14 protein-coding genes are annotated in these 12386 nt (G+C 47.8%); 13 read left to right on the top strand and 1 reads right to left on the bottom strand.

Annotated features, from left to right (window positions below; translation table 11 throughout):
- Positions 1–74 precede the first annotated feature (74 nt).
- The 5 genes from nhaA (at position 75) to HR45_RS07305 (ending at position 3269) form a co-directional block, all read left to right on the top strand.
- On the top strand, positions 75–1250 hold the full coding sequence (nhaA, locus tag HR45_RS07325) for a Na+/H+ antiporter NhaA (RefSeq protein ID WP_037441284.1): 1176 nt from the start codon (positions 75–77) through the stop codon (positions 1248–1250).
- Positions 1247–1630 carry a hypothetical protein gene (locus tag HR45_RS07320; protein WP_037441283.1) on the top strand — a complete coding sequence of 128 codons (384 nt, stop codon included), beginning with the start codon at positions 1247–1249 and terminating at the stop codon, positions 1628–1630. The genes nhaA and HR45_RS07320 overlap by 4 nt, the downstream gene beginning before the upstream one ends.
- Before the next feature lie 13 nt (positions 1631–1643).
- Complete coding sequence (nhaR, locus tag HR45_RS07315; RefSeq protein ID WP_037441281.1) at positions 1644–2543, top strand: transcriptional activator NhaR; 900 nt, start codon at positions 1644–1646, stop codon at positions 2541–2543.
- A 74-nt stretch (positions 2544–2617) separates the two neighbouring features.
- Entirely contained in the window at positions 2618–2869 is a 252-nt protein-coding gene (locus HR45_RS07310) for an FAD assembly factor SdhE (RefSeq protein WP_037441279.1), read from the top strand.
- Positions 2856–3269, top strand: a complete 414-nt coding sequence (locus HR45_RS07305) for a protein YgfX (RefSeq protein ID WP_037441276.1) — start codon at positions 2856–2858, stop codon at positions 3267–3269. The genes HR45_RS07310 and HR45_RS07305 overlap by 14 nt, the downstream gene beginning before the upstream one ends.
- A gap of 10 nt (positions 3270–3279) precedes the next feature.
- On the opposite strand, the gene nadB is transcribed toward HR45_RS07305, so the two are convergent.
- Entirely contained in the window at positions 3280–4890 is a 1611-nt protein-coding gene (gene nadB, locus HR45_RS07300) for an L-aspartate oxidase (protein WP_037441273.1), read from the bottom strand.
- A gap of 200 nt (positions 4891–5090) precedes the next feature.
- Between nadB and rpoE the strand changes: the two genes are divergently transcribed.
- From rpoE to era, 8 genes are all read left to right on the top strand, one after another.
- Complete coding sequence (gene rpoE / locus HR45_RS07295; protein ID WP_037441270.1) at positions 5091–5669, top strand: RNA polymerase sigma factor RpoE; 579 nt, start codon at positions 5091–5093, stop codon at positions 5667–5669.
- A 28-nt stretch (positions 5670–5697) separates the two neighbouring features.
- A complete protein-coding gene (locus HR45_RS07290; RefSeq protein WP_037441268.1) occupies positions 5698–6312 on the top strand; it encodes a sigma-E factor negative regulatory protein in 615 nt (204 codons plus the stop codon).
- 10 nt (positions 6313–6322) lie between these two features.
- Positions 6323–7258 (top strand): MucB/RseB C-terminal domain-containing protein, encoded by a 936-nt coding sequence (locus HR45_RS07285; protein WP_037441266.1) that lies wholly within the window; start codon positions 6323–6325, stop codon positions 7256–7258.
- Between the two features lie 10 nt (positions 7259–7268).
- Positions 7269–7748 (top strand): SoxR reducing system RseC family protein, encoded by a 480-nt coding sequence (locus HR45_RS07280; protein WP_037441263.1) that lies wholly within the window; start codon positions 7269–7271, stop codon positions 7746–7748.
- 115 nt (positions 7749–7863) lie between these two features.
- Positions 7864–9654, top strand: coding sequence for a translation elongation factor 4 (lepA, locus tag HR45_RS07275; protein ID WP_037441261.1), 1791 nt, complete (start codon positions 7864–7866; stop codon positions 9652–9654).
- A 144-nt stretch (positions 9655–9798) separates the two neighbouring features.
- Positions 9799–10716 carry a signal peptidase I gene (lepB, locus tag HR45_RS07270; RefSeq protein ID WP_037441258.1) on the top strand — a complete coding sequence of 306 codons (918 nt, stop codon included), beginning with the start codon at positions 9799–9801 and terminating at the stop codon, positions 10714–10716.
- Entirely contained in the window at positions 10716–11396 is a 681-nt protein-coding gene (gene rnc / locus HR45_RS07265) for a ribonuclease III (RefSeq protein WP_037441256.1), read from the top strand. The genes lepB and rnc overlap by 1 nt, the downstream gene beginning before the upstream one ends.
- Positions 11393–12382, top strand: coding sequence for a GTPase Era (gene era, locus HR45_RS07260; RefSeq protein WP_037441254.1), 990 nt, complete (start codon positions 11393–11395; stop codon positions 12380–12382). Before rnc ends, era begins: the two co-directional genes overlap by 4 nt.
- The last annotated feature ends 4 nt before the right edge of the window (positions 12383–12386 follow it).

Raw genomic sequence — 12386 nt, 5'->3', positions numbered from 1 at the left:
GCAAATTCTTTCGATTATTACTGTCTATTATGCTTGGCTATACTTACTAAATTGTTGAGTTTAGGAGTCAAGTAATGGAAAAGGCTATTCGCAACTTTCTCAGCCAAGAGTCGGCTGGGGGAATCTTGCTACTGGTGGCAGTTGCGCTCGCGATGCTGTTCGCCAATACCCCATTAGTCGCTTTATATCAGGGAATGTTAGATACGCCATTGCAGATCCGCATTGGTGCTTTAGATATTAATAAGCCGTTGTTGCTATGGATCAACGATGGTTTGATGGCGTTGTTCTTTCTGTTGATTGGTCTTGAAGTAAAACGCGAGCTGTTGGAAGGGGCACTATCAAGCGTTGCCAAAGCATCGTTACCCACATTTGCAGCAATTGGCGGCATGTTGTTTCCTGCGTTGATCTACGCTGCGTTTAATTATCATGATGAGTTTACGTTGGGTGGTTGGGCTATCCCGGCCGCGACTGATATTGCCTTTGCTTTAGGTATTATGGCGCTGCTGGGCAGCCGTGTGCCGGTTGCGCTTAAGGTGTTTTTGCTAGCGCTTGCCATTATTGATGACCTAGGTGTGATTGTTATCATCGCATTGTTCTACAGCGCCGACCTGTCGGTCACTAGCTTGGTCATTGCCGCTGCCGCAGTACTGGTCTTAATTGGCTTAAATCGTAAAGGTGTTACCGCCCTTGGCGCCTATGCATTTGTCGGCATCATTCTTTGGGTTGCAGTGCTGAAGTCTGGTGTACATGCAACGTTGGCGGGCGTGATTATTGCCTTTGCTATTCCGCTGCGCGGTAAGAAGGGGGAATCGCCTTCTGAATCGCTAGAACACTCACTACATCCTTGGAGTAACTTCCTCATCCTGCCTTTGTTCGCCTTTGCGAATGCTGGAGTTTCCTTAGGTGGCGTATCCAGTGATAGTTTGTTGTCACCTGTGCCAATGGGGATCGCGCTGGGATTGCTGTTAGGTAAGCCTTTAGGGGTGATGTTCTTTAGCTATGTTGCAGTAAAACTGCGCTGGGCCGAATTGCCGGAGGGCATTGGCTGGCGACACATTGCGCCTGTTGCTGTGATGTGTGGTATCGGCTTTACCATGTCGATGTTTATTGCGTCGCTGGCATTTGAGCATGGCGGGGTGATTTATGGTGATTTAGCGCGTCTGGGCATTTTGATGGGATCAATGGTAGCGGCTGTTATCGGCTATCTGTGGTTGTCCAAAACACTACCTGAAACCGGAGGTCGAGTATGAAAGTATGGCTAGTTGGATCTGCATTGATGGTGGGCATACTTCCTGCCGCCTATGGCTCACAGATTGAGGCGTGTAAAGTGAATCAAACCGCAGCCGTTTGTACGAGTTATCTTGAGGGGATTGTTGATGGCGCACTGATGTACAAGCCTCGTGCAGTAGGCGCGCGTTTAGATAGTGACGACTATACCTCGAGAGCGCTTAAGTATCGTGGCGGTAAGCGTTATCAAGAAGCTAACCGCCAATACTGTTTAGACCGATTACCTGATCGGGATAATTTGGTATTGGCGCTTGTAGAAGGTTTTGAATCGAGTACCATCGTCTCTCAGGAGACGTTAGAGGAGGCGGTATTTAGCCTGCTTGATTGTCAGCGTATGAATTAGCAAAGGAGGCGGCATGTCGCATTTGAACTATAACCATCTGTATTATTTTTGGATGGTCAATAAAAAGGGTTCAGTGACAAAAGCCGCCGAAACACTTTGTTTAACGCCACAAACCATTACCGGACAAATTCGTGCATTTGAAGAGCGCTTAAACGGTGCGGTGTTTAAACGTAGTGGCCGTAAGCTTGAACCTACCGAACTGGGCGAACTGGTCTTTCGCTATGCTGACAAGATGTTCGCCCTTTCCTATGAAATGCTCGATGTTCTTAACTACCGCAAAGATAACAGCGTCTTGTTTGAAGTTGGGGTGGCTGATGCATTGTCAAAAGCACTCGCCGGAAAGGTGTTGATGTCAGTGATGCCTGCTGACGGCACTATGCAGATTGCCTGTTATGAGGCGACGCACGAGGGCTTAATGGAGCGTTTACGCGCGCACAAACTGGACGTGATCCTCTCCGACTGTGCTGGCGACTCACTGAAATATACTGAAATCCTGTCGAAAAAACTGGGCGAAAGTGGCGTTGCATTTTTTTATCACCAGTCGCTATCGACACCTTTCCCTGCTTGCTTAACGCAAGCGCCCTTATTATTACCGAGCAAAATGTCTTCGTTGGGGCAGCAGTTATATCAATGGTTTGGCGAATTGGATCTGTCCGTTACTATTGCGGGAGAATTCGATGATGCCGCGATGATGCGTGAGTTCGGTTATGTGGGGCGCGGTATTTTTGTTGCGCCGGCGATTTATATTCAAGACATTATTGCCCGTGGCATGCACTTACTCGGTACCACAAAAGATGTGCGTGAAGAGTACCACCTTATTTTTGCCGAGCGCATGATCCAGCACCCAGCGGTTAAGATGTTGCTCAATAGTGATTTTGAGCCGCTATTTTCCGGCATGGATTCACCCATTTGAAACTTTGGGTTAATCGACAGTGCCTGCGTCAGCGAGTAAACTTAGCCCAGCATTAAAACCACTGGAGTTGTTCAATGACGGAACAGATGAGTTTTGCCCGCGTGAGATGGGCTTGCCGTCGCGGTATGTTGGAACTGGATGTGTTATTCCAGCCTTTTGTTGAAAATCACTATCAAGCCTTATCGGAAGCTGACCAAGCAACATTTGTACGTTTGCTTGAATGTGAAGATCCTGAACTTTTTGCTTGGTTTATGGGACACCAACAGTGTCCAGATGCAGAACTAGCCGAAATGGTCGTGCGAGTTCGCGGACGTGCAGCGCCATAGCTTTCAGCTACGTAGCTCTCTATGCCAGCAGTTAAGTTTTCTGCTGCTGGCGCTTGCCTTGTTGAGTACTTTTAACTGCTGGCCCGAAATTCAATCCCCGCTTTTTTATCCCATTAAATACACTTCATTTGCCGTGACAGTATTGGCGCTAGCTTGGAAATACTGGCGTTTACGGCACTGGCATTTTGAGTTTTCATTAGACGAATATGGTTGTGGTTTACAACCTGATGAACAGCGATTTCAAGTGGGCGAGAAAATCTGGGTATCGCCTTGGTTGGTGATATTTTTCATGGAACAGCACGGGCGGCAATTACCCGTGCTGTTGTTTGTCGACATGTTTCATGGCGACGATTATCGTCACCTATGCCGCTTGTTACTCCATCGGCGTCCACAACCTTAAGTGCTCATGCTTAATCTGGTTGCAGAATTGAGGGTTTAGGGTTGTCCTGTTTATTCGGATAATCGATGTTGTAGTGTAAGCCGCGACTTTCTTTACGTTGCATCGCGCAGCGAATAATCAGTTCTGAGACCTGCACCAGATTACGCAGTTCAAGTAAGTTGTTACTTACGCGGAAATTACTGTAATACTCATCAATTTCCTGCTGCAGCATTGTTACGCGACGCAGCGCGCGCTCAAGGCGTTTGTTGGAACGCACAATGCCGACGTAGTCCCACATAAACAGACGCAGTTCATGCCAGTTGTGGGCAATCACGACTTCTTCATCTGAGTTAGATACTTTGCTCTCATCCCACGCAGGAATGGTCGCTTCTTGTGCTTTTTTCGACAGTTGGCTTTCGATATCTTCGGCGGCTGCGCGAGCAAACACTAGGCATTCAAGCAGTGAATTACTGGCTAACCGATTAGCGCCATGCAGTCCGGTGTAAGCGGTTTCGCCAATGGCGTAGAGGCCGTTAAGGTCCGTTTGACCATGCAAATCGGTCATCACGCCACCGCAGGTATAATGCGCGGCAGGAACTACCGGAATAGGTTGTCGGGTAATATCAATCCCCAAATCTAAGCAACGACGGTAGATAGTAGGGAAGTGCTTTTTAATGAACTCGCTGTCTTTATGAGAGATATCGAGATACACACAGTCGGCACCGAGCTTTTTCATCTGATGGTCAATCGCGCGAGCGACGATATCCCGCGGCGCCAGTTCTGCCCGTTCATCATATTCAGGCATAAACCGTGTGCCGTCAGGTCGCAGCAAATAGGCACCTTCACCACGCAAAGCCTCTGTCAGCAAAAAGTTACGCGCCTCTGCATGATATAAACAGGTGGGATGAAACTGGTTAAATTCCATATTGGCGACACGACAGCCTGCGCGCCAAGCCATTGCAATACCATCACCTGAAGATACATCGGGATTGGACGTATATTGATAAACCTTAGATGAACCGCCGGTAGATAACGCAACGAAACGCGCTTTAATGGTTTCAACGCATTCTTGGGCGCGGTTCCACACATAGGCGCCTAATACGCGGTTTCCTGAATGTCCCAACTTCCGCGTGGTAATTAAATCCACCGCATTATAGCGTTCCAGGACGGTAATATTAGGATGTTCTTTGGCCAATTGTTGCAGTGTAGTTTGTACTTCCTTACCTGTTGCATCTGCTGCATGCAGAATTCGGCGATGGCTGTGACCACCTTCGCGAGTGAGATGATAATGTGACTCATCAATGCTGCCATCGGGTAATTCATCTTTATCAAAGGCCACGCCACATTCGATTAGCCACTTCATAGCCGCCTTGGCCTTTTCAGCCGTAAAGGTCACTGCAGCTTCATCACATAACCCAGCGCCGGCGACCAAAGTGTCAGCAACATGAGATTCTATGGTATCCTCGGCGTCAAATACCGAAGCAATACCGCCTTGGGCGTAATAGGTTGAACCTTCATTAAGGGGACCCTTTGATAATACTGAGACTTTACAATGCTGTGCGAGATGCAGCGCAAGTGTCAGACCGGCGGCGCCACTGCCAATAATCAGCACGTCTGTGAGGTGTTCAACTGCTTGTTTCATGGGGTATTATGCTTGGTTTAGATGGTGCGTTAATCCTATACCAACACAGAGTTCATGGGTAACTCTTTTGTTTTTGAAAACAGATTTCAAAAAATTAAAAGATCATTAAGAACTTTTTAGAAAGGCGCTGGTCTACATACGTGAATGTAATTCGAGCGACTGAGAAATCAGCATTTTAGATTTGGGAGAAGTCGGCTCGAATGAGTGGACAGATAAGTGATCAACAACTGGTTGAACGCGTTCAACGCGGCGATAAAAATGCATTTAACCTGCTGGTACAGAAATACCAAAGCAAGGTAATCAATTTAATATCGCGCTATGTTCGTAACCAAGCGGATGTAGCAGATGTGGCACAGGAAGCCTTTATTAAAGCTTACCGAGCATTGCCCAACTTTCGCGGTGAAAGTGCGTTTTATACTTGGTTGTACAGAATTGCAGTAAACACAGCTAAAAATCATCTGGTATCGCAAGGGCGTCGAGCGCCAAGTAACGATGTCGATGCAGAAGAAGCTGAGTATTACGATGGTAGTGATGCGTTGAAGGAGTTTGCATCTCCTGAGCGGCTAATGTTGTCGGACGAAATTAAGCAAGTGGTGTTCGATACCTTAGAGTCTCTGCCGGAAGAGTTAAAAATGGCGATTTCTTTGCGAGAGTTAGATGGTATGAGCTACGAAGAAATTGCCAATGTGATGGAGTGCCCTGTGGGAACCGTACGTTCGCGTATTTTCCGGGCACGTGAAGCCATCGACAAAAAGCTTCAGCCGTTGCTGGAGCGATAACCATCAATCTAAACAGGTGAGTTAAGTAATGGAAAAATTTGGTCAAGAGTGGGTCTCTGCAGCAGTGGATGGTGAAACCGATTCACAAGCCGTTGCTGAGCTTGCTAGCGACAAAACTTCTCATGAAAAGTGGCGCCGCTATCACATGATTGGTGACGCAATGAGAGGCGAATTGCCGCAGACCCTAAATTTGGATCTCGCAGCCCGAATTGCTGACGCCATTGAACAAGAGCCAACAATCATCGCGCCTGTGACAGAAACTGAAGTTGAAATTGCACCAGCGGCAACAGTAGCGGGAGATACCGTTAGGGTTGTACCGTTTTACAAGCAGTTTGGTCAATATGCGATTGCAGCAACTGTGGCCATGATGGCAATCGTTGGCGTGCAAAGCATGAATCAAGATCAAGCCGCGCCAGATAATGGTGTACCTACTTTGGTGACTCGCCCTCTAATTGGCAGTGCTTCGCCTGTTAGCTATCAAGGGCCTGCAGCGCCACAGCAAGGTTACACTAACGAACAGTTACGTGAACAAAGTCAGCGTATTAACAGCTATCTGCAAGATCATTTGTTACAGCAAAGATTGAATGCAGCTGCCGTTGTGGATAGCAATAAAGAGGAAACTCCAGCTTCGGCAAACCGTTAAGGAATTATTTTTGCGCGCTGTTATCCTGCTACTTATAGCCTTCGTTGCTCCTGTCTTCGCGCAGGAGCAACTTTCTGCTGAAGCTTGGCTTGAACATATGAGCCAAGCTTTGCATCAAAAACAGTTCAAAGCCTCAATCATTGAACTCGAAGCCGACCAAATTCGCCCAATCATCTATATGCACGGTGTTGTTAATAACACTGAAGTCGCGTTTTTAGAGCATCTCAATGGCTTAAAGCGCAATGCGGTGCGTGTTGGCGATACCGTAACTTATCTTGAGCACGAGCAGCAGGTATATAGTATTCATGCCGAGCGTATTCCGGGCATTCTGCCCGAAGCGTTCGCTGGTGATACCACCGAATTAGCTGCCGGTTATCAGTTTGTGCTCGGCGGACGTTCACGTATGGCGGGACGTGTCGGCCAGATGGTTCGACTGATGCCAAAAGATGAGTATCGATTTGCCGTGGTGTTGTGGATTGATATGGATACTTATCTGCCACTGCGTTACGACATCATTACCCAAGACAACAAGTTACTTGAACAACTGATGGTGATTGAACTGTTTGAGGCTGATGAAACGCCTTCTTTACTGGAAGACGCCTACAAGCAGACTTGGCCAGCCGCAATGAGCCCATCAGAACGCGAAGATGGTCAAAACTGGCAATTTGAATGGTTGCCCGCAGGCTTTAAGGTTATTGTGCGCGATTCGCACCGGTTATTTAACAGCAAAGAAGCGGTGGAATATGTTGCCTTGACTGATGGCGTGAGTAATATCTCGGTATATGTGGCACGTATTGGTGATACTTCGTTGCCAGAAGAGCTGATTACCCGTGACGGTATCGCGATGGCAACTAAGCAAGTCGGTAATCAATACGAAGTCGTGGCGATTGGTAAGGTACCTAAAGCAACGTTGGTGCGTATTGCCGACAGCATAAGATTGCAGTGAGGTTAAGAGCATGATGGAGCAAGTGGGGAAGGTCATAAGTACTGATGCTGACGGATGGGTCAGGGTTGAAGTACAGATGAAAAGTGCCTGTAGCCACTGCTCGCAAAGTGAATCTTGTGGCACTTCTGCGATTTCCAAAGCTTTTAATCCCAAAGTGCAGCAGTTCTCGTTACCCGCCGCTGAACAATATGCGCCTGGAACACTGCTGCGTTTGGGATTGCCTGAAAGCGTCATTCTAAAAGCAGCTGCTTTAGTTTATTTGTTGCCGCTTATGGGCTTATTTGTCGGCGGAGTGCTAGGCAGTGCCATAGGAACCACGCTGGATATTAACCTTGATGCCAGCAGCGCTGTTTTTGCGGTATTGGTAGCATTAGCCGCTTGGCGTTATGGTAAATTCCGTGCCACTAAAATGGAACATTCTGCCCAGCCGGTTATTTTGGCGAATCTTGGTGCTGCTATAGCGGCCGAAGGTCAAAATTGCCACTCCTAGAACACTTCGCAGTTTTCTCGCATCTCATCTAATCTGATTGGTATTAATGCGCCGATCAGGTACAATTTCGCACTTTTAGAATTTCTGTCTGATTAGAGTTTTGTCCAGCAGCATAATGAAAAATATTAGAAACTTCTCAATTATTGCCCACATCGACCATGGCAAGTCGACCTTGTCAGATCGACTCATCCAAGTTTGTGGTGGATTGACTGACCGTGAAATGGCCGCTCAAGTGCTTGACTCTATGGATCTAGAGCGTGAACGCGGTATCACCATTAAGGCGCAGAGCGTCACCTTGGATTATAAAGCGAATAATGGTGAAACTTATCAGCTGAACTTTATTGATACACCGGGACACGTTGACTTCTCTTACGAAGTATCACGTTCGTTGGCCGCGTGTGAAGGTGCGCTGTTGGTGGTCGACGCTGGACAAGGCGTGGAAGCGCAAACGTTGGCAAACTGCTACACCGCGCTTGATATGGATATGGACGTGGTGCCGGTACTGAACAAGATTGACCTGCCACAAGCTGAACCTGAGCGCGTTATTGCTGAAATCGAAGATATCGTCGGCATTGAAGCCAAAGATGCGGTGCGTTGTTCCGCGAAAACTGGGCTAGGCGTTGATCAGGTGCTGGAAACCATTGTGGCACAAATTCCGCCCCCAGAGGGTGACCCGGATGCACCGTTGCAAGCACTGATCATTGATTCTTGGTTTGATGCTTACCTTGGCGTTGTGTCGCTGGTGCGGATTAAGAACGGTGTGCTGCGCAAAGGCGACAAGTTTAAAGTGATGTCTACCGGGCAAACGCATACCGCGGACCGCGTCGGTATCTTTACGCCAAAACAAACTGATAAAGCTGAGCTGAAAACCGGTGAAGTAGGGTTTGTTATCGCAGGTATTAAAGAGATCCACGGTGCGCCAGTGGGCGATACCTTAACCCTCGCTAAAAACGGTGCTGATAAACCTTTGCCCGGTTTTAAGAAAGTGAAACCACAGGTTTACGCAGGTGTATTTACCATCAGCACCGATGATTATGAAAGCTTCCGCGACGCATTGAACAAGCTGAGCCTGAACGATGCATCATTGCAGTTTGAGCCAGAAACATCGTCGGCACTGGGCTTTGGTTTCCGTATCGGCTACCTCGGTTTGCTGCACATGGAGATCATTCAAGAGCGTTTAGAGCGCGAATATGATCTGGATTTGATCACTACTGCACCAACCGTAGAGTACGAAGTTGAACTCACCAATGGCGATGTGGTCTATGTTGATAACCCTTCTGAGTTGCCGCCGCTGAGTAACGTTGAAGAGATCCGTGAGCCGATTGTTGAAGCTAACATTTTGGTACCTAAGGATTACTTGGGTAACGTGATCACTTTGTGTGTGGAAAAGCGTGGCGTACAAAAGAATATGGTGTATCACGGCAACCAAGTGGCGCTGACTTACCATATTCCTGCAGCTGAAGTGGTGATGGACTTCTTTGACCGTCTCAAATCTACCAGCCGTGGCTATGCATCATTGGAGTACAACTTTGTTTACTTCCAAGCTGCTGACATGGTGCGGTTAGACGTGTTGATTAACGGCGACCGCGTTGATGCGCTGGCGATGATTTTGCACCGTGATAACGTACGCCATCGTGGTTTAGCGCTCGTCGATAAGATGAAAGAACTGATCCCGCGACAGATGTTTGATATTGCCATTCAGGCCGCGATTGGTAGCCAAGTTGTGGCACGCTCAACGGTAAAAGCTTTACGTAAAGACGTAACCGCTAAGTGTTATGGTGGTGACGTATCACGTAAGAAGAAACTGTTGCAGAAGCAGAAAGAAGGTAAAAAACGGATGAAGCAACTCGGCAATGTCGAAGTTCCGCAGGAAGCCTTCCTTGCGGTGCTCAAGTTGAACGAGTAACACTTCACTCATCAATTCGCCTTTTCATTGCGCCGCTAAATTGCGGCGCTTTGGTTAGTGTATCTCGTGGTGGGTAAGCGGGTAGATTAACCAAAGTTGATGAAAAGCCAAGCAATTAAGTTAAGGCAGGAGACTACTTAATCCATGGCAGCCTATTTTTCGATTTTTTTGGTCATAGTGACCCTTCTCACCGGCGTTATCTGGGCATTTGACGCGTGGTTATGGGCACCTAAGCGCCGCGCACGTTTAAGTGCGGCTGAAGCCCAGACGACCGGACTGTCTGACGAAAACAAAGCACAAATTCTGCGTGAGCCTGGATTTGTGGAAACCGCTAAATCGGTGTTCCCGGTTATCGCGTTTGTGACCATTCTGCGCTCATTTTTATGGGAGCCGTTCCAAATTCCTTCAGGCTCAATGATGCCAACCTTGCTGGTGGGCGATTTTATTCTGGTTGAGAAGTTTGCATACGGCATTAAAGATCCTGTATGGCGCACTAAGTTAGTGGCAACGGGAGAACCCAAGCGCGGTGACATCTTTGTCTTTAAGTATCCGCTAGATCCGTCGATTGACTATATCAAGCGTGTCGTAGGCTTGCCGGGCGACAAAATTATCTATCACAACAAGCAGTTGTATATTCAACAAGCATGTAAAGAAGGTCAATCTCCTTGTCCACAACCTCAATTGGTTAGTCATACTGAAGTCAGTCGTGGCGACTTCCTGCAAGATGGTATTCCGTTGTTGCGTTATCACGAAAAGTTGGGCGAGGTATCACACGATATCTTGATTAACCCTGCGCGTCCCGAGCCAACAGCCTACTATTACCAACAGCCGGGTACTGCCGAAGGTGAATATCTGGTACCAGAAGGTATGTATTTCGCCATGGGTGATAACCGAGATAACAGCACGGATAGTCGTTTCTGGGGCTTTGTTCCAGAAGATAATCTCGTTGGTCGCGCAGTGTGTATTTGGATGAGTTTTGAATTTAATCGTAAACCGGATGATTTCTTGCCGCATTGGGTACCAAGTGGTGTGAGATTCAACCGAATAGGTGGTTTGGAGTAATGGAACCGATTAAAAACATCGGTCGTTTGTGCCGTACGTTAGGTTATAGTTTTAACGATGAATCATTGCTGTTGCAGGCGCTGACGCATCGTAGCGCCGCAAACACCCATAATGAGCGTTTGGAGTTTCTTGGTGATTCGATTCTGTCAATCATCATCTCTGATGCGCTCTACCATCAGTTTCCCAAGGCAACTGAAGGTGATTTAAGTCGTATGCGCGCCAGTCTTGTCCGTGGTGATACACTGGCAAAGATAGCGAAAGAGTTTAAGTTAGGTGATTACCTAACGCTTGGCCCTGGTGAGCTCAAAAGTGGTGGTTTTCGTCGAGAGTCGATTTTAGCCGATGCGGTGGAAGCGATTATTGGTGCCATCTATCTTGATAGTGAGTTAGAGAACGTTCGCGGCCTATTGCTTGGGTGGTACGAACAGCGACTGAAAGAGATTAAGCCGGGCGTTAATCAAAAAGACGCCAAAACCCAACTTCAGGAATTTTTGCAGGGCGATAAAAAGCCGTTGCCAGAGTATGAAGTGGTGTTAGTGGAAGGGGAAGCCCACAATCAACGCTTTAAGGTGGAGTGCCGTGTACTTGACCTGGATGAAGCGGTTATCGGCGAGGGCAGTTCTCGCCGTAAAGCTGAACAACAAGCCGCCGCGCAAGCGCTGGAGTTACTGAAAAAATGAGCAAAACCCCAGAAGTGCCAGAAAACGAACCGTCATTAGATGATTTGCTGGCCAGTCTGAACCAGAACGACGAAAACTCACAATACGATGTCACCTACTGTGGCATGGTCGCGATTGTGGGGCGTCCAAACGTCGGCAAATCCACCTTGTTGAATCGCCTGTTAGGGCAAAAGGTCAGCATCACTTCACGTAAGCCGCAAACTACGCGTCACCGCATTATGGGGATCCATACCGAGGGTGATTCACAGATTGTGTTTATTGATACTCCAGGCTTACACATGGAAGAAAAGCGGGCCATTAACCGCCTGATGAACCGTGCCGCGGCCAGTTCGATTGCCGACGTCTGTATGGTGATTTTCGTGGTGGATGGTTTGGCGTGGACTGCCGATGACGAGATGGTGCTGAACAAGTTACGTCGTGGCGCTGGCGAACGTAAAACTGTTCTGGCGGTGAATAAAGTCGACTTTATTAAAGATAAAGAAGCGCTATTCCCACATCTGGAAACGCTGCAGCAGAAGTTTGCCTTTGATGACATTGTGCCGATTTCTGCCAAAAACGGTACTAATGTTGATCGCTTGCTTGATATGGCGAAAGCCTGTCTGCCTGAAAGTGTGCACTTTTTCCCTGAGGATTACATTACCGATCGTTCGCAGCGCTTTATGGCGTCAGAAATTGTGCGCGAAAAGTTGATGCGTTTTCTGGGGGACGAATTGCCATATGATGCCACCGTCGAAATTGAACAGTTCAAAATGATGGAAAACGGTGTTTATCAAATCAACGCCTTGATTTTGGTAGAGCGCGATGGCCAAAAGCGGATGGTGATTGGTAAGAAGGGCGAACGTATTCGCACCATCGCCACTGAAGCACGTATGGACATGGAAAAGCTTTTCGATAACAAGGTGTTCTTGGAAGTCTGGGTCAAAGTTAAATCGGGCTGGGCCGACGACGAACGCGCACTGCGCAGCCTAGGTTATGGTGAAGACTAAACTC

The organism is Shewanella mangrovi (assembly GCF_000753795.1).
Taxonomy (GTDB): Bacteria; Pseudomonadota; Gammaproteobacteria; order Enterobacterales; family Shewanellaceae; genus Shewanella; species Shewanella mangrovi.
Note: the sequence above shows the minus strand (reverse complement) of the source record. Positions and strands in the feature narration are given on the sequence as shown.